This is a genomic window from Grimontia indica, from assembly GCF_000333895.2.
Classification (GTDB): domain Bacteria; phylum Pseudomonadota; class Gammaproteobacteria; order Enterobacterales; family Vibrionaceae; genus Enterovibrio; species Enterovibrio indicus.
Genome location: NZ_ANFM02000018.1, coordinates 28,397 through 45,342, shown reverse-complemented (window position 1 = coordinate 45,342; position 16,946 = coordinate 28,397). Strand labels below are relative to the sequence as shown.

The window sequence follows — 16,946 nt, the reverse complement described above, 5'->3', positions numbered from 1 at the left end:
AAGCTCAGACCAAAGTATGAATATAACCTCATATAAGCAACTCGGACTAACATACTGATTTATTGAATTTCTCTTATTTTTCATTGCAGAAGAAAAATAAACGAGGCCAATAAGCGAGTTAGCCAATTTTCTATTCAATGTTGTAACCGAAATAAAAATGGCAACTTCTCGATATCAAAGACAAAAACGCTTGTGGCGAAACGTTTGGATTAGGACAGCATTTATCAAAAGCATGGAAGCGGCCTTCCGCAAAGTCTACCAATACGCCGAACCCAATCTGACACTGGTCGGGTGGATGGGGCTTATTGGCTTTCCCCTCTATTACTTTGTCTGGACTGATTTCCTACCGCAAACCTATGAGAATCTTCCATTACGACTCTTCTGCTGCGTGTTTTTTGTCATCGTGCTAATGCGGAACAAACTCAAACCGCCTATCAAAGACCAGATGCATTGGTTTTATCAAATTGCTATCACCATCGTTTTACCGTTTTTCTTCTTCTACATGTTGCTGATGAACAACTGGTCAACCGTCTGGTTATTGTCATTTATGGCCGCGGTTTTCCTGCATATTCTGATGGTTCACATCACTTGGGTCATGTTTGCTCAGACCCTGATTGGCCTCAGTTCCGCCATGCTTTGCGCATGGGTAGCTAGCGGGTATCACCTTGAATTTTCGATGGACTGGACTTATGTGCCGGTTTTTCTCTTCATCTATCTTTTCGGCAATATTTTCTTTTTCAGAAACCAGCAGGAACATGAAACCAAGGTGTCGATTGCCAAGGTCTTTGGCGCTGGCATTGCCCATGAGATGCGAAACCCACTGGGTGGACTTTGCTCCACGTTAGATTTAATTCGTACTACCCTGCCCGATCCCTCCAACAGCAACAAACAGGTCTATCAACTCAGTGAAGAAGACATCAGGCTACTGCGTGAAGTCAGTAGCGATGCGATGAACATCATCCGCGCCGGAAACGAAACCATCGACCTGCTGCTCACTTCTATTGACGAAAGTCGTGTCTCCCGATCCTCCTTCAGACGCCACTCGGCCAGTCATGTTTTAAAAGGAGCAATAGACAGCTTCGGTTACAAGAGCACAACGGATAAGTCCGCCATCGTATTACGCACTGAGGAAGACTTTGAGTTTTTGGGTAGTGATACTCTGCTCAAGTACGTCATTTACAATCTTTTCAAAAATGCTTTTCACCATCGCAGCAGTGAAAACTTTGCGATTGATATCATTTTGGAAAGCGATCAGTACGATAACCGCATCATTGTCAGAGACAGTGGTCAGGGTATTCCCCGAGAATTGCTTGAAACTATCTTTGAAGATTTCTACACCACAGGCAGGACAGGAAATTACGGTCTGGGCCTCCCCTTCTGCCGGAAAGTGATGCGCTCATTTGGGGGAGAAATTTCCTGCGATTCAAAACTTGGCGAGTGGTCAGCGTTTACCATGACTTTCCCAAATATCGACTCCCCGACAGCTGATGACATTAAATCAAACCTCATCAAACTGAAGTCGATGTTGGTTGTCAGTGACGAAACAGACTTGGTTGCGCGTGCCAACAAAATCAGCAAGGAAGCCGGGTTTAAACTGCAAGTATTCAACGTACTGGAAGCACTGCAGAGGCGGGACTATGAATTCGAATATGATGTGATTGTGGTAGACCTTGAGAGCGTTAAATCTAACGGCGATGTCCTGAGCCACATCGAACCTTTGCTGTCCTTCACTGAAGCGCAAATTGTGTATCTACATAATGGCTCGGTTGCACTCCACTCAACACACTCAGTTTATCAGCCTATCTGGATTGAAACGCTGGTCTGGCGTATCAACACCCCTGCCGTTATCGAGCAGCTGTTTTTTGATACCGCAGAAGTGGCGCCAACCGGCCCTGCGGTCACGCCAGGACATTCGCTCAATCAGACCATTATGGTCGTTGATGACAGTGAAACACTGCGGCAATTCACATCAATACTGCTAGAGAAGCAGGGATTCAAAGTCATCCAGTGTCCAAACGGAAACAGTGCGTTAGAAACCTTAATGGATGATGCCCAATCCATTGATTTGATATTGATGGACGTTGAAATGCCCGTTATGGATGGACTTGAAACATCCAGAAGGATCCGCGATGCGAAACATCGCCACGCTAACGTCCCCATCATTGCCCACACTGGTGATGATTCTAAGCCCACGCTCGATAAGATCATTAGCTCAGGCATGTCTGACTTCATATTGAAGCCATCAGACCTTTGTAAACTACGCGACAAAATCACTATCTGGCTGCAGTAAAAGCCTCTAGGGTCTGTTGACCGTTGACCCTAGAGGCTCAACAAAGTTAGTAGAAACATAGTTCAGGATGATCATACGCTGCCTGGCATACAGTAAGCACTTGATCGATATCCCTGTTGCTCATGTCGGCACTCAAAGAGAACCGGATGATCGCTTTGTTTTTTGGCGTTGCTGGCGCACAGAACACCGCGCCATAAACGCCATTGGCTTCCAGAAAATCCCGCACCAGTTCCGTGTTTTGCTCATCACCACACTCTAAAGAAATGATTTGGGAATCGCTTCGTATCTTGAACCCAATGTTTTGCAGCCCAGCACGCAGTAAGTCGGAAATTTCAAACAGTCGCCTTCGCTTAGGGTCAGCCTTCATGATGACGTCAAGCGTGGCATCCAAGCGAGCGATTTCCTGTGGCAATACCGTGGAACTAAAAATCGCGGGGAACGACACAAAAGGCAAAGATGTAATCAGTTTGTGCGGCCCCAACACTGCGCCTGCGCGATAGGCAAAAGCTTTGGCAAGACTGGTCGTCACAAAGTCCACGCGGTCACGCACGCCCATTTCATTGATAAGGCCTGAACCTTCTGGCCCGTGTGTTCCCAGAGAATGAGATTCATCGACAACCAGCGCGCAACCAAATGCTTCAGCAACATCACAGATTTCAGGGAGCGGTGCCACCGTGCCAATAGTGCTATAGACCGAATCCACCAAAATAATGCCTTCTCCGTGTTTTTTAATCTGACGTTTTAGATTACTCACGCTGTTATGCATGAAAGGAATAATTTGCGCACCGGCTATTCTCGCTCCTTCCCAAAGTGACATATGGGCAAAAAAGTCGATATACACGCGGGTTCCAGGCTCACAAATGGTTTGGAGCAAACCAACATTCGCAGCCCAGCCCGACTGAGAAAGCACGCAGCCATCCATACCGACAAATTCTGCCAATCTATTTTCAAAATCAGGTTTATGATCCTCGTCCTGTAAAAATACCGCTGACATCACCACGTTCTCACTGGAACTGGCAATGGCATTGAGATGAGCTGATTGGATATTGTCATCAAGACTCAGCGATAAATAATCGTTACTTTGCATCACAACAGCGCCTTCTCCTGGCCGGCTACTCACTGGCAGAGGCCTGGCATTCTTATAAGGTTCTGTCATATCCCGCAAAAAAGAGTTAAGACGCGCATCGATAAAAGAAGGGAGTTTTTTTGTATTAGTTGAAAGATTGTCCATAGCCAAGCCTCTTCTTGTTAAAGAAAAACGCCAAGAGCGGCGTTTGATGTTTTGGTTTATACCCAAAGCACTTCAGCAAGCCGTCGAAAACGAGTTTTTGCTGCCTGAATATATGGCTGATTATGTATGAGGCTTAAGTGGTCAGACTTTTTAAGTTTGCGAATTTACAGAATTATTTATTGAATTAACCTGTATAAATCAATGGGCATACAAAAAAGACGAACTGTCAAAAAAGCTCGTCTTTTCAATATTTAAATAGAATTTACACTGAGGATTTATCCCGGAATACGCCACCAATAAATCTTAGACCTCGATAGATTTGCTCAATCACTTTATCTGTATGCCCACCAGCAAATACGTGGGAAGTAACATTAAGTTGCAGTGTCTCAAATGTCTCAATCATGGCGCTAAAGTTATCTAATATAGGCTCACCGACGGACTCCCCTTCGTTATCGCCTATCTCAGTGTAAATCGGTAAGTCGGCTATTTTCTCTGCCCGGTTTATTGCCATTTCTGAAAGCTGGAAGCTTTCCAATGCGGCGACAATTTGATTGATGTCCTTTGATATATAAAGCAGCGGGTTTTCTGCATCAGGTGCAATGGCGCGTAGAATCGTGAGATATGCATAAATAAACCATTCCGGTTCACTTCCCCGAGTGAGCTTAGCGAGCTCCTGCTCAAAAAAGTCAGAATGCCGCTGATAGTCATGCCTTTTCATCATCATGCCTGCCGGGCTTAAACCAACGCAGGTGCGATATCGCTCAGGGAATTCAAAGGCGGCCATCATCGCGCCAAAACCTCCCATAGAGTGTCCCATGATCGCTATCTTTCCTGGCTGGGTTCGGTAACGGATATCAATTTCCTTAACGATATCCGTCGTCAGGTAATCAAGAAAATTCCCAGATATTGGTGAATTGATATACCAAGAGCCATTCAATGAACTTCTGCCGTCAACAGCCACAACAATGGAAGCCTCAAGATCCCCTTCATCAATAAGTTCATCCAAAATATCGTCAAGGCCAGCTTCGTCATTCAATCCTTCATCAAACCAGGCACTCGGTTCACCTTCGTAACCATGAAGGACATAGATGACAGGGAAAGTTCGGTTGGTATCGGCATAGTAGCCATGAGGAAGATAAACAATGATCTCCCTGTCAGCATTTTCACCCGCAACATTGTCCTTCAATGAGGGAGCGTCGAAACTGAATTGCTCAAGTGTGCCGCTAGGCGTTGGGCTCAGGTCGTCCTCAATCTGATAGTCAAATGACATAAATGGATCCTTTGCGATAACGAATACATTTCATCTTAAGTGACTATTTTTTAATGTAAACCTCCTTCATTTTCTAACATCATCTACTGTGATGGCGGCTTCTTTTCCTTGCTACCTTTAACGCTAAAACAAACCTGATAATGCAGGGTACTGTGACTTTGACATCGTTGTGATCACACGTAAATCAAACATCCTTATTCAGAGCGCCCCTACCCGAGCATTTCAGGTTGTTTGAACACAATTGTATTGCCACAACAGCTCTTTCTATCTCAGTACCAAGTTCAAGACACTTTTATAAGGAGTTGCTTGAGTAGATTAAATGAGCCTGTGTTTCCACCACCGCAATTCGTCTCTTTTCACTCAGGAAATGCAGGCCTCTCGCTCACTAGTTAAGGAGAAAGAGCAAATGACTAAGCTTGTTGATATCGAAGGTATTGGTGAAACCTACGCGGAAAAACTTGAAGCGATTGGTATTTCAACCATTGAGCAACTTCTGGAAAAAGGCGCTCAACCTTCAGGTCGTAAGTCCATTGCAGAAGACAGTGGCATCAGCAGCAAACTCGTGCTGAAGTGGCTAAACCGCGCTGACTTGGCACGTGTTAAAGGGATCAGTACTCAATATGCTGATCTTCTGGAATTTGCAGGGGTTGATACTGTGCCAGAATTAGCACAGCGCAACGCAGCAAATCTAACCGCGAAAATGGCAGAGGTAAATGAAGAGAAAAATCTCGTTCGCCAATTGCCAGGCGAAAGCAAAGTAGAAGATTGGATAGCACAAGCGAAAGATCTGCCTCGCGCGATCCATTATTAAGATTCCCAAACAAAGAAGCTGGCATGATAGCCAGCTTCTATTTAGGATCTTTCTGGAAATTCGTCACTTTTTAATGCGCGAATACCGAGTTTATTTCGGCAATTTCTTCATTGCTCAGATATTGGAAATTGTCGTTAGCAGCCTGCATTCTCAGTGCTGCAGTCTCTTCCAACTCTTCAACATTACAAAGCGCATCTTCAAGATCTTTTCCCATAACTACCAACCCCAAATTGGCGATTAAAATGGCATGGTGATGTTTGGCTTTTTCTGCCAGATAAAAAGATCCAGAAGATCTAAATAGCGGAATTTTAGGAAGCGTCATCGTTCTCATTGCCACGATAGGAGACAGAGTCGGCAGTACGTTTTCGACATCCAGTTCGTCTTTCTGAACTAACTTGGAAATATGCTTTGGTGTAATAGTAAATATAGCTTTATGTTTCGGGTTGGCATTATAAATATCTAAGTGATGATCGACTTCCCAACTAGGAGAGTCGCCGGAGATAAGTTTCCCATCAAGAGAGACCACCGAGAAATGCTCTTGCTTCAAACGACCCATTCTCAGCCCATTCGTTGTTACCACGACAGTTCCATCTTCTAATTGAGCCGACAGGTTTCCGGATTCTCCTGTATCGTGTCCTTGCAAAAAGAGTTTACGACCGTAATCAACGAGCTTATTTCGTAGATCGCCTTGCCCAAACATGCCACATCTCCAACAAATTCGCTTCCAGTGCACCGCTGCGTTTTCAAGGTTTGTATGTTCAGAATATTGATCGCTGTTATACGATCGCATTATTTATCACCGAACAATACACACTAACTTATTTACGATCCTTTCTAAGTACGAAACTAAGAAAGGATCCATATCATCACCGGGAAATGATCCTTTTTCCTTTTTGGATGGTAATGATATTGATGTGGCTGGATGCGTTTTTAATTATTTCCTCACCACACTTTGTTATTTTTTATCATTTTGATGATCACGCAACAGAAAATGCGATCTGATCCGTTTTTATTTTATTAATGAGACCTCTATCAACATTTATTAGGCAAATATCACTAAAGTTTTTCTCTTTTCTCATTATTGCCAACAGTTATTGAGAGCAATCCATCTTATTTTCTTCGATCATTGAGAGCCCTATCATCAGTTTTTCATGCCGATACTCTTTAGCATTTGGATCTTTCTTACGCCCGAGCATTAGATCCATACCAAAAGCATTTGAATGCGTCAGAATGTCTGTACCCAGAGACTAAACGGACAAGTATTAGGCAATAGTGCAGCCAAACTTGGAATCACTTCACAATTTTATCGCCATGGCTTCATTTCACCGCGATGGCTCAAGTAGTCTGAAATTCTGTTTGAACGGCGTTTTCATGGGTTTTAACCAGGAAGGATGTACGCCTATCAACCAAGGAAGGTAAATATGGCAGAACAAGAGAACAAACTTTACTGCAGTGATTGCGGGAAAATGACTGCCCACACACTGGTGCAACTTGAGCCAAGAAAGGCAGAGCCGGATGCGACTTTGTTTCGGCGTGCAACGATAGTGCTTTCGAACTCTATGGATATGGTACTTGGCAGTTCTTATCAGCAATGCGATTGTTGTGGTTCTACATTTGGACACACAGACAGTATCGGTGGCATTTAGTGGATTTAGACAAACTCAGCCAGCACCTCAGGGAAAACGGCTTTAACGCAGTATTGAAAGACGGCAAGGTGCGTGTGAAATGGGGATGGAGTACCTTGCCAGTCACCATAGAAAATGACCCTGTCAGTGGGATCCTGAGTGTTAGTTATAATCAGCTCGCCCAACTTTTTCTTATCGGCCTTTTTTCATTTATGACCTTCGCTTTCTTTAGCTGGGGATCGTTTCTTTCATCAGGCGCCTATTTTGCCATCGCAATGATCTCTCTCGCCAATCTCTTGCTGACAGAATCAAACGCGAAAGAGCTTCGTCAACATATTCGCCAAATGGTAATACCCACCAAATAGCGCGATAAACAGAAAATCGCGCAATTTTGTTCAAGTTTTCGTTTCCTCTCCCTTCTATATTCTGCAAAGATGTTAAACAAACGGATGAGGGAACGGACGTGGACACAGACAATCGCTTCCAGTTTGTAAATAGTGAGCACCTTGATGGTGTAGCTGTGCTTGACGCAAATATGAGCGACTTCACTTACGACAAACACGCCCACGAAGAGTTTTCTATTGGTGTGACTCTTAAAGGCAGGCAGGATTTTTTCTGTCAGAGCGCTTTCCATAAAAGTCCTGAAGGCGGCGTTATCCTATTCAATCCGGAAGATGTTCATGATGGGAGTTCGGGAGGAGACCAAAACCTCGAGTACTTGATGCTCTACGTCCACCCAGACAGTATTACTGCTCAAACCAAAGCGCTTGGCGTGAAGACACCAACGTCGCTACGAATCAAAGGCTGCTTACTCAACGATGTTAAACTCCGCAATCAGGCGTTGATCCTTTCCAGCCTGATTAAAGATCCCTCCTGCCATCGTATTGAGCAGGAATCTGCACTCTTTAACCTCTCACATACTCTGGTGTCATTAGCTGGCATGTTAGATGAAGCTAAGCCAACAAACCGCAGAGATACCTTGCTAACACGCGCCAAAGACTTTGTGCAGGACAACCTCGCTAAAGATATCGCTATTGATGATCTTGCTGATGCTGCCAACATGTCGAAGTATCATTTTATCCGTCAGTTTCGGGCGCAGTTTGGTATTACACCTCACCAATACGTCATCAATTGTCGTATTAATGGTTCTCGCAAAGCGCTGGAAAGCGGCCAGCCTGCAAGCGATGTTGCTCAGGAATTCGGTTTTGCCGACAGTAGCCACTTCAATCGAAGGTTCAAGCGCGTCTTTGGTATGACGCCAAAGCAATACCAGCTTCAAATCTCTGACTAACTTCCCTCTCTGAATTCTATAAAGGACTTCCTATGTTCGAACTTTGGGCATATGCCTTTGGCATTATGTATTCTCCAGGCCCTGTGAATCTTCTAGGCCTGAATGGCGGACTTCAAAATCGCACACGAGAGGATCTCGGATTTTTCGCAGGCGTCGCTACCGCAATGCTGATTCTCTTCATTTCGATGTTACTGATTGGCGGCACACTGGTTTCCACGACTTCCCTTCCTTATATCAGCATTATTGGTTGCAGCTATATTCTTTACATTGCGTGGAAGCTGGCCAAAGCGAAAGTGGACATCAATAAGAGTCCATGCAATAAAAACGCGATGACGTTCCACGACGGACTGGTGCTGCAATTGCTTAACCCAAAGGGCATCATTGCGACGCTCCCGATTGTGACGATTCAGTTCCCTGCTGCTGGCATCCATGGGATGGAGAGCCTGTTCTGGATTGGGAGCTTGACCATACTGGCTTTTGGCGCACCTGCCTCCTATTCCCTTATCGGCAGCTTGCTTGGCAAGCGCATAGCTAATCCCGTTTATTTCCGGGTATTTAATATCAGCATGTCAGTTCTGTTGGTCTATGTTTCCTTAGACATCGCCCATCAGCAAACTTATCTTCCTTGGTTTGGACAATAAAGGAAGGATTAAAAAACCGCCCGAAGGCGGTTTTTATTTATCAGCCGATTAACGCGTCACGTAGGTACGCACAAATTCACTGATCGCAACCAGGTCTGCAATGGCAATGAATTCTTCTGTCGTGTGCACTTTCGCCATACCAGTAGAAAGGTTCACGGTTTTCAGGCCTTTCTCGTTGAAGATATTCGCATCTGAGCCGCCACCTGTTGGTTTGGTCACTGGCTCAACACCGTTGGCTTCGAAGGCTGCTTTGATGGCCATAACGTGCGGATCGCTGTCTGCAATCTGGTAAGCGTTGTAAGAGCGGGTAGATTCTATCTCAATACCTGCACCGTGCTTTTCAGCCGCGGCTTCGAAGGTTGAAACCATGTGTTCAACCTGCTTCGCCAACTTATCGTCATTCAGCGAGCGCGCTTCTGCTTCTATATACAGTTCCGGCATCACAATGTTTGTCGCCTGACCGCCGCGAACGACACCAATGTTAGCCGTGGTTTCTTCGTCGATACGGCTCAGATTCATTTGGCTAATTGCATCAGATGCTACAGTCAGGGCATTGATGCCTGTTTCAGGCGCAAGGCCAGCGTGCGCCGGTTTACCTTTGATGGTTATTTTCAGGCTTTGCTGACCAGGAGCAGTTGTAATAATGGTGCCGATTGGGCCGCCTGAATCCAGCACGATGGCTTGGTGGGATTCAATTTTGCTCATGTCGAAGTGTTTAGCACCTTCCAGACCAAGCTCTTCGTAAACGGTAAACGCAACTTCGATGGTCTTGTGTGCTTCACCACTTTCCTGAATTGTGCGCACAGCTTCCATGACGGCTGCAATGCCAGATTTGTCATCGCCACCCAAAATGGTGTCACCTTTCGAGCGGATAATACCGTCTTCAATCACTGGCTCGATGCCGTTGCCAGGGGTAACAGTATCCATGTGGCTACTGAACACAATGCTGCCTTCCTGCGAGCCTGCCAGCTTGCCATAGATGTTGAAACCGTTAGTGATGTGCTCAGGCACAGGAAGTTTTGTGACTTCAAAGCCCATTTGACCCAGTTGCTCTGCCAGTGTTTCTGCCATGGCTTTTTCGTTGCCAGATTCACTGTCAATTTTCACCAGCTCAATAAAATGCTCAACCAGTCTTTCTTGATTAATCTTTGTCATCGGTGTGCGACTTCTTCTCTGCGGGATGAGGCAACACCTTAAACCTATCCCGCAGAACATTTTGATGGGCTACATCAAAGAAAAGGTCGATTTGGTTGTCTATCCGCCGAAATCTTCCAGTTATCAGGTCCGTCGTTACCAAAAGCCTCAACTTGCTCCTTACACATCGGTTTTGTCCATCAAGGCCATCGAAATATCCCTCTTAAAAACAGAAATATTAATGACTAGAATAACGTGCAGAAAAAGGAACCTCTTTATAGCGGAAAAGCAAATTTTAGGAATGACATAAAAATAACAAAACCATGACAATTTAGCAGAAAGAGAATCCAAAGAAAGAGTGTCAAAAGATTATTCAATCACTTCTTCTCGAATGTATGCAAGTAATGGCATTCAGTTAAAACCGCATTCGACCCATGCAACCGATTACACCCAACTCACTGATAAAGGTAGATTAATGAATGTAGGCTTCACCTAACGATTTTTCAAACACTTAGAGAGAGCATGTCATACCCACCATATTAATATATTAGTTAACAATGAAATTTAAATATAACTAAGAAGCAGAGAATATATTTTTAACGTTGTAAATTTCGCTTTAACAATCAACTAAAATCCCATATAGATATCCTTTATGGAGATTCTATTTCTTATGCATTTGCCAAATTTACAATGCAAGCAGGAATGCAAATGATAAAATTTGATCCAGTGGAAAACCGGATATTTACTGATACACGAAGTGTGGGTATTGGTCACCGGGAAGGACTGATTCTCGAGTTACTGCTAGAGCGCGCGCCGGATGTGATCGAGAAGCAAACAATTATTACCCACGCCTGGGGAAACGTCTGTGTGGGTGATACCTCACTGGCTAAATCCATCAGCACTTTAAGGCACGCTTTTTTAAAACTTGGTGTCAAAGAGAGCCCAATCGTTACGGCTCCAAGAGTGGGATATCGAGCACTACCGGGCAGAGTACAATGCATTGAGATTCCATTGGAAAGTAGCCACGAGCACAGCCACTCAGAAGCATTACCCAATCCAAGGAAGGATCTCGATTCCTTGCCCGAGCAGCAACAAGTAGCTTCGGAGAGCAATCATAAAAATCATCAGCTCCCCATCCGCCCTAGCTATATTAAAGCAGCACTCAACGCATTCTCTATCGCTTTGGCATTTACCACACTTGCCACTCTCTCCGTCAAACTGGATCTCGTGCCCTGGCCAGCCCCCCACTTAACATTAACCAAACAGCATGTTGGTGAATTGGTGCTGATTAAATCCCCGTCCGTAAAACTCTCACTACCTCTCAGGCGATTACTCGCTTCAAACCAGTGTGATTGTGTCGTTTATGTCGGGCTCGGAGGTGGTGAAAATGAGCTTTCATGGTTCCATCGCCAAGCGCAAGACGCCATTAACCTCACTTATCGCTCAGGGCAGTTTCCCGTCGTCGCAGCTCAAATTACGCAATTTGTGGAGCAACGAAAATGAAAGTCACCATTGCTTTTGTCGTCCTTAGCACCAGCGTGTTTATCGGTGTACTGGCCTTGCCCTGGCAACAACAATTAATGTCTGGTCATTACCAGCATTTCCTCGTGCAAGTTCATCCCGATCACAGTACTACCATTGCCAAAGGCCAGACTGCTGTTGATGGTCGTTCTATCATTCATGTTTCCAGCATAGAAGATGGCACTACTGAACAAACCAGTCTGGTGAGGCTGACAGGACACTTAGCATCAACACTCGATTCCAGTTTCCTTCTTCAGTGTGATGTCAAATTGGTCTATGTCGATAACCTAAGCAAGACCACCAATTTTTTGTATGCGACGCCTTACTTGTTTTTCGAAGAGGGAAGCTGTCTGGCAAAACTGGATGTTATCTATGAAGATCCAGAATTCTTACTCATCAAGGATGAAGTCTCCGAGCATACCCAGTTAATTACCCGCTTATAAAGCAAGAGTAAGTTTGAAAATATAATCGTAATACGATGATTTTATTGGCGATTACTTTTCATTGTTTTTCAGTTAGCACCACCCAAGAGCGGTGCCATGCTGGCTCTGCGTTACCAATAACGCAGGAACACAACATCTAAAAACAATGGAGAAAAAGCCATGCCTAGAGTCACCCTATCGCTGATCACACTGTCTCTGTTTTCAGCGTTTTCTACACCCAGCTTTGCGAAGGTTTTTCCTGATCAGCTTGTTGTCGACTACCAGGGAGAAGATGTATGTCGCTCTGGTTATCGTCCTATCACACGCAGTGAAGCCACTTTACATCGCGACTATCTGCTATCGAAAATGGGTCAGTGGCAAATTACCGGTTTGAAAGATGACTGGGTCATCATGGGGACTGGACATGAAGGGCGAATAAAACAGGATTTACCCAACTACAGTACGTGGTGCCATCCAACCAACACGGGAAATACAGGGATTCCTGACGTCGCGAAACATACTTTGCCTGAAGGAGAAGAAATCGATATTCAATACAATCTGGTTTCGGATGAAAGCAAGTTTATCCGCCCGCTAAGCAATCTAGCTCACAACCTTGGGTACGCTTGGGTCGGCGGAAACAGTAGCCCTTATGTTGGCAGAGACATGTCGGTCCGTCAGGAAGGTGACAAATGGGTAATTCAAGGCAACAACCGTGGTTCCTGTGACGGGTACCGGTGCGACGAGAAAACGGCTATCAAAGTCAGCAACTTCAACTACACGCTGAACAGTGATGATTTCTGGCACGGTGATGTGACTGAGTCCAGCAAGCAGTTGGTGAAAACCGTGTATGTAACGGCTAGAAACCGCAGCGACATTACACAGCAGGTGGTCATTGACCTCAAAGTGGATGAATCCACCAACTGGTCGAAAACCAACACTTATGGTTTCTCACAATCCGTGCAAACCAAAAACACGTTCCAGTGGCCTTTGGTCGGCGAAACAGAATTGACGATCAAACTGGAAGCTAACCAAAGCTGGGCGAACACCAATGGTGGTGCGACCTCAGAAGCAGTCACACTTCAGGCTCGCCCTATGGTACCTGCCAATTCTGAGATCCCTATTCGCGTGGAGCTATACCGTTCAAGTATCTCCTACCCTTACCAGTTCAGCGCAGACGTTAGTTATGATGTCGAATTCGACGGCTTCCTTCGCTGGAGTGGTAATGCATGGCATACCCACCCAACCAACCGCCCTACCCACAAACATACTTTCACCATGGGACGAGCCAGTGAGCCTTCTGCCGATATTCGGCACCAGTGGAATATTCGTCATATCCCGGGCGCATCACAATGGTGGGATTGGAGCTGGGCAATTCAGGAAAATGGTTTACAGAACATGCAGAGCGTCACCAGCCAAAGCCTTCGTCCGTTCGAAGCTGTTGTCTCCGGTGATTTCTATGCAGAATCCCAGTATGCAGGCACCATCGATATTGGGCAGGCACAACCTATCTCTGAGTCGCGTCGCTCTAAACGCAGTGTGACGGAAACACTTCGTCAGGGTGATATTGAGCTGGAAACCAATTTGGATACTGATGAAATGCGTGCGCTCGGCTTTGGTGAAGTAGAGATCAGCATTCAAGCTGCGCAGTAATGGATATTGTGAATTGAATGAGAAACCGCCGCATATGCGGCGGTTTTAATGTTGGATTTGTCAGAGCTTCAATCGGGCATGCCGACGTAACGCTCACTGTCGGCGATAGCATTTATCCAACGCAGAATGTTTGGATAGTTTTCCAAGCTGAACCCGCCCTCGTGCGCCACATGCGTGTAGGCGTATAGCGAGATGTCTGCAACCGTCATGGTATCACCAACAAGGAAAGCCGATTTTCCAAGCTGCTGATCCATCAATTTCAGCGCTTTGTGTCCACCGGCCTGAAGCGAGTGGTATTCATCAAGCCGCTCTGCAGGCATTCCCTGGTATTTCTGAATGAAGCGGGCAACCGCAATAAAGGGTTCATGCGAGTATTGTTCAAAGAAAAGCCATTCGTAGACTTTGGCTTTTAAGAAGTTGTCAGTCGGCAGATAAGAAGTACCTTCTGAAAAATAGCCCAATATGGCGTTTGATTCTGACAACACACGGCCATCATCCAAAACCACTGCGGGTATCTTCCCATTGGGGTTCACCGCCAGAAATTCGGCCGTTTTCGTCTCGCCTTTCAAGATATCGACATGCTGCCAATCGTGTTTAATATCCAGAAATGAAAGAATCAGCTTCACTTTCAGGCAATTTCCGGACTTCATGTCTCCGTATACAAGCATCCTTTCCTCCTAACCTGTGATCTCTTCGCCCGCTTCTCCCTGCGGAACCACAACCGTGTTCAGTTTGGATTCCTCAATCCACTGCTTCATAGCGGCATCACCCAACACTTTGTCCATGTAGCGCTGCGCTTCAGCGGACACAGAAACGCCATAGGACAGAAAGCGCAACGCGACAGGCGCATACATCACATCAGCAATCGAGAAGTCACCGAACAGCCAGCCACCTTTATCACCAAACTGTGCCATTTGCTCAGTCCAGATAGCATCTATGCGCGCGATGTCTTTCAAGCACGCTTCCGACGCCGAGATATTGCGGCGTCCTCGAATATTCATCGGCATCTCTCCGCGAAGTGCGGTGAATCCAGAGTGCATTTCGGCAGAGAGTGCACGCGCCTTGGCACGATGTGCGACGTCTTCTGGCCAGCCTTTTCCATTGAGATATTGTTCGTTGACATACTCACAGATCGCCAGAGAGTCCCAAACTGCAACATCACCATCCACCAGCACTGGGACCTTTCCGGCGCCTGAGTATTTTCCCACCTCGGTGTAGAAAGCATCCGTAAACAAATCGAGATCAACTTCTTCAAAATCAATATCAAAGTCTCGGAGAACCAGCCAGCCACGTAGTGACCATGTTGAGTAATTCTTGTTGGCGATTATCAGTTTCATCAGGCTCTCCTTTCCCTTTGCTTTTTGTTGATATGAACGAGTATGCTCAGAAGCAGGACAGGTTTCTAACGCATAGTTTTGATACCTAGTATTCGATTTCATGATGCAAGGACAGATCGAGAATGGATATCGATTCACTGCGAAGCTTTTTAGCCATCGTGGACACAGGCAGTTTTACCCGCGCCGCGGCACAGATTCACCGCACGCAATCTGCCATCAGTATGCAAATTAAAAAGCTGGAAGAAGAGCTTGGCAGTCCGCTGTTTGATAGAGATAAACGGCCACTTACCGTGAGCCTTGCTGGTCAGCGTTTGGTCAGCCACGCCCGGAGACTGGTTGCCTCACACGATGAAGCACTGGATGCTTTCATACGTGAAGACAACACCCGCCCTATCCGTATCGGATGCCCTGACGACTATGCCCAATCATTGCTCCCTGAGCTACTTGAGGCTTTCAGACAGCAACTCGGCAAGGTGACCTTTGATGTGCTTTGCGCTTCCAGTGTGCGTTTGCGTCAACGACTCGACAGCGGTGATTTGGACTTGGCCATCGTCACCCGAGCCCCCGACTCTGACGAAGGTTGGCTGCTAAAGCATGATAAAGGCGTCTGGGTATGTGGTGATGACCCAACGTTAGTGGAACGTCGACCTTTGCCATTAGCCTTGTTTGATAAAAGCTGTAAGTTCCATACCACCGCACTCGACGGACTCGGCAAGTTTGGTATTGATGTCGATTTGGTCGCGTTCACCACCAGCGCGTCAACGTTGGTAGGTTTGGTGAGAAACCAACAGGCGCTTTCCGCCATGGCGTCTGGGAGCATACCATCAGATCTGAAAGTGCTGTCGAGTGCCAACTTACCGCCACTTCCTGCTATTGATATTGTGATTGTTGCCGCGACCCATTCACATCCAATGATCACGCCGTCGATGATTTCTTCCATTTCCCATCAGTTCACGGCAGCGCAAGCAAAAATCGCCTGATGAGATTGCTAGAGACAAAAAAGCAGCCTTAAGGCTGCTTTTTGCATCCAGACTCTTAAGCCTAACGACTGATAGCCAAATACGCACCAGCACCAATCATAAGAGAACCGGCACTGCGATTCATTCGCTTAACCGCTTTTTCCGTTTTGAGTAGCTTTGCTGCGCGATCTGCGCCCACAGCGATCATCATGACACCACTCATCAAGGCAAAACCTGCCAGTACATTCGCCAGCACTACGTCACCCATGCTAAGAAGCGTCACATCCATAAAAGTTGGCAAGAACGCAATATAAAACAGAATAACCTTAGGATTTGAAGCTGAAATCAAGAAGCCTTGGGCAAAATCAGCGGCTGCACCGGAGGATTTCTTAACGGTTTCCTCAGATAACTGCGCGACCTGCGGCAAAGCTTTGAACATCTTGTAGCCCAAATAAATCAGGTAAGCAGCACCCACATAGCGAATCACGGTAAACAACCCTGCGTAATTTTCTGCAATGGTTGCTAGACCAAAACACGCTAGCGTCAGGTAAATCAAATCACTTGCTACCATGCCAGAAGAAATCGCCACACAATCTCGCCAGCCAGTCACCATAGCTCGCGCCAGTATGGCGAAAATGCCCGGGCCGGGAGTAATGGCAAAGACGAATATAGCGATGCTGAATGTAATCGCTCCTTCCAGAGTCATCTATTGTTCCTCACGCTGCTTTTCACCGTATGATCGACACTAACAAAAGCCAGCATAG

At 46.0% G+C, this 16,946-nt stretch carries 17 protein-coding genes; 10 read left to right on the top strand and 7 right to left on the bottom strand.

Going from position 1 to position 16,946, the window contains the following annotated elements; translation table 11 throughout:
- Nucleotides 1–232 precede the first annotated feature (232 nt).
- Nucleotides 233–2,290 (top strand): ATP-binding response regulator, encoded by a 2,058-nt coding sequence (locus D515_RS11520; protein WP_002538644.1) that lies wholly within the window; start codon nt 233–235, stop codon nt 2,288–2,290.
- Nucleotides 2,291–2,336: 46 nt separating this feature from the next.
- Here D515_RS11520 and cqsA read toward each other — a convergent pair whose 3' ends face one another.
- Both cqsA and D515_RS11510 read right to left on the bottom strand, forming a co-directional pair.
- Nucleotides 2,337–3,521 (bottom strand): alpha-hydroxyketone-type quorum-sensing autoinducer synthase, encoded by a 1,185-nt coding sequence (cqsA, locus tag D515_RS11515; RefSeq protein ID WP_039849973.1) that lies wholly within the window; start codon nt 3,519–3,521, stop codon nt 2,337–2,339.
- A 262-nt stretch (nt 3,522–3,783) separates the two neighbouring features.
- Complete coding sequence (locus tag D515_RS11510; protein ID WP_002538639.1) at nt 3,784–4,791, bottom strand: alpha/beta hydrolase; 1,008 nt, start codon at nt 4,789–4,791, stop codon at nt 3,784–3,786.
- 406 nt (nt 4,792–5,197) lie between these two features.
- On the opposite strand from D515_RS11510, the gene D515_RS11505 reads away from it, so the two are divergent.
- The gene (locus D515_RS11505; protein WP_002538638.1) at nt 5,198–5,602 is read left to right on the top strand and encodes a DUF4332 domain-containing protein; all 405 of its coding nucleotides are present in this window, start codon (nt 5,198–5,200) and stop codon (nt 5,600–5,602) included.
- Between the two features lie 70 nt (nt 5,603–5,672).
- Here the strand turns inward: D515_RS11505 and D515_RS11500 are convergent, their stop codons facing one another.
- Complete coding sequence (locus D515_RS11500) at nt 5,673–6,302, bottom strand: class II aldolase/adducin family protein (protein ID WP_039849971.1); 630 nt, start codon at nt 6,300–6,302, stop codon at nt 5,673–5,675.
- A 721-nt stretch (nt 6,303–7,023) separates the two neighbouring features.
- Between D515_RS11500 and D515_RS11495 the strand changes: the two genes are divergently transcribed.
- From D515_RS11495 to D515_RS11480, 4 genes are all read left to right on the top strand, one after another.
- Nucleotides 7,024–7,248, top strand: coding sequence for a hypothetical protein (locus D515_RS11495; protein ID WP_002538632.1), 225 nt, complete (start codon nt 7,024–7,026; stop codon nt 7,246–7,248).
- Complete coding sequence (locus D515_RS11490) at nt 7,248–7,592, top strand: hypothetical protein (protein ID WP_002538631.1); 345 nt, start codon at nt 7,248–7,250, stop codon at nt 7,590–7,592. Before D515_RS11495 ends, D515_RS11490 begins: the two co-directional genes overlap by 1 nt.
- Nucleotides 7,593–7,690: 98 nt before the next feature.
- Entirely contained in the window at nt 7,691–8,518 is an 828-nt protein-coding gene (locus D515_RS11485; RefSeq protein WP_002538630.1) for an AraC family transcriptional regulator, read from the top strand.
- Nucleotides 8,519–8,550: 32 nt separating this feature from the next.
- Nucleotides 8,551–9,159 carry a LysE family translocator gene (locus tag D515_RS11480; RefSeq protein ID WP_039849970.1) on the top strand — a complete coding sequence of 203 codons (609 nt, stop codon included), beginning with the start codon at nt 8,551–8,553 and terminating at the stop codon, nt 9,157–9,159.
- A 48-nt stretch (nt 9,160–9,207) separates the two neighbouring features.
- Here D515_RS11480 and D515_RS11475 read toward each other — a convergent pair whose 3' ends face one another.
- Nucleotides 9,208–10,314, bottom strand: a complete 1,107-nt coding sequence (locus D515_RS11475) for a M20/M25/M40 family metallo-hydrolase (protein ID WP_002538627.1) — start codon at nt 10,312–10,314, stop codon at nt 9,208–9,210.
- A 687-nt stretch (nt 10,315–11,001) separates the two neighbouring features.
- Here D515_RS11475 and D515_RS11470 point away from each other — a divergent pair.
- The 3 genes from D515_RS11470 to D515_RS11460 all read left to right on the top strand — a co-directional run bounded on the left by D515_RS11470 (nt 11,002) and on the right by D515_RS11460 (nt 13,886).
- Entirely contained in the window at nt 11,002–11,796 is a 795-nt protein-coding gene (locus D515_RS11470; protein ID WP_002538626.1) for a winged helix-turn-helix domain-containing protein, read from the top strand.
- Nucleotides 11,793–12,257, top strand: a complete 465-nt coding sequence (locus D515_RS11465; RefSeq protein ID WP_002538625.1) for a hypothetical protein — start codon at nt 11,793–11,795, stop codon at nt 12,255–12,257. The genes D515_RS11470 and D515_RS11465 overlap by 4 nt, the downstream gene beginning before the upstream one ends.
- A gap of 159 nt (nt 12,258–12,416) precedes the next feature.
- A complete protein-coding gene (locus tag D515_RS11460; RefSeq protein ID WP_002538623.1) occupies nt 12,417–13,886 on the top strand; it encodes an aerolysin family beta-barrel pore-forming toxin in 1,470 nt (489 codons plus the stop codon).
- A gap of 68 nt (nt 13,887–13,954) precedes the next feature.
- On the opposite strand, the gene D515_RS11455 is transcribed toward D515_RS11460, so the two are convergent.
- Both D515_RS11455 and D515_RS11450 read right to left on the bottom strand, forming a co-directional pair.
- Entirely contained in the window at nt 13,955–14,554 is a 600-nt protein-coding gene (locus D515_RS11455; RefSeq protein ID WP_002538621.1) for a glutathione S-transferase family protein, read from the bottom strand.
- 9 nt (nt 14,555–14,563) lie between these two features.
- Nucleotides 14,564–15,223 carry a glutathione S-transferase family protein gene (locus D515_RS11450; protein ID WP_002538619.1) on the bottom strand — a complete coding sequence of 220 codons (660 nt, stop codon included), beginning with the start codon at nt 15,221–15,223 and terminating at the stop codon, nt 14,564–14,566.
- Nucleotides 15,224–15,345: 122 nt separating this feature from the next.
- Here D515_RS11450 and D515_RS11445 point away from each other — a divergent pair, with 122 nt between their 5' ends.
- The gene (locus D515_RS11445; RefSeq protein ID WP_002538618.1) at nt 15,346–16,203 is read left to right on the top strand and encodes a LysR family transcriptional regulator; all 858 of its coding nucleotides are present in this window, start codon (nt 15,346–15,348) and stop codon (nt 16,201–16,203) included.
- Between the two features lie 61 nt (nt 16,204–16,264).
- Here D515_RS11445 and D515_RS11440 read toward each other — a convergent pair whose 3' ends face one another.
- Nucleotides 16,265–16,888, bottom strand: coding sequence for a LysE family translocator (locus tag D515_RS11440; protein ID WP_002538616.1), 624 nt, complete (start codon nt 16,886–16,888; stop codon nt 16,265–16,267).
- Nucleotides 16,889–16,946: the final 58 nt, after the last annotated feature.

What these genes read in the sequence shown, in the direction of transcription:
- D515_RS11520 (WP_002538644.1), top strand. Translation starts at nt 233, where the DNA reads ATGGAAGCGGCCTTCCGCAAAGTCTACCAATACGCCGAACCCAATCTG.
- cqsA (WP_039849973.1), bottom strand. Translation starts at nt 3,521, where the DNA reads ATGGACAATCTTTCAACTAATACAAAAAAACTCCCTTCTTTTATCGAT.
- D515_RS11510 (WP_002538639.1), bottom strand. Translation starts at nt 4,791, where the DNA reads ATGTCATTTGACTATCAGATTGAGGACGACCTGAGCCCAACGCCTAGC.
- D515_RS11505 (WP_002538638.1), top strand. Translation starts at nt 5,198, where the DNA reads ATGACTAAGCTTGTTGATATCGAAGGTATTGGTGAAACCTACGCGGAA.
- D515_RS11500 (WP_039849971.1), bottom strand. Translation starts at nt 6,302, where the DNA reads ATGTTTGGGCAAGGCGATCTACGAAATAAGCTCGTTGATTACGGTCGT.
- D515_RS11495 (WP_002538632.1), top strand. Translation starts at nt 7,024, where the DNA reads ATGGCAGAACAAGAGAACAAACTTTACTGCAGTGATTGCGGGAAAATG.
- D515_RS11480 (WP_039849970.1), top strand. Translation starts at nt 8,551, where the DNA reads ATGTTCGAACTTTGGGCATATGCCTTTGGCATTATGTATTCTCCAGGC.
- D515_RS11475 (WP_002538627.1), bottom strand. Translation starts at nt 10,314, where the DNA reads ATGACAAAGATTAATCAAGAAAGACTGGTTGAGCATTTTATTGAGCTG.
- D515_RS11470 (WP_002538626.1), top strand. Translation starts at nt 11,002, where the DNA reads ATGATAAAATTTGATCCAGTGGAAAACCGGATATTTACTGATACACGA.
- D515_RS11465 (WP_002538625.1), top strand. Translation starts at nt 11,793, where the DNA reads ATGAAAGTCACCATTGCTTTTGTCGTCCTTAGCACCAGCGTGTTTATC.
- D515_RS11460 (WP_002538623.1), top strand. Translation starts at nt 12,417, where the DNA reads ATGCCTAGAGTCACCCTATCGCTGATCACACTGTCTCTGTTTTCAGCG.
- D515_RS11455 (WP_002538621.1), bottom strand. Translation starts at nt 14,554, where the DNA reads ATGCTTGTATACGGAGACATGAAGTCCGGAAATTGCCTGAAAGTGAAG.
- D515_RS11450 (WP_002538619.1), bottom strand. Translation starts at nt 15,223, where the DNA reads ATGAAACTGATAATCGCCAACAAGAATTACTCAACATGGTCACTACGT.
- D515_RS11445 (WP_002538618.1), top strand. Translation starts at nt 15,346, where the DNA reads ATGGATATCGATTCACTGCGAAGCTTTTTAGCCATCGTGGACACAGGC.
- D515_RS11440 (WP_002538616.1), bottom strand. Translation starts at nt 16,888, where the DNA reads ATGACTCTGGAAGGAGCGATTACATTCAGCATCGCTATATTCGTCTTT.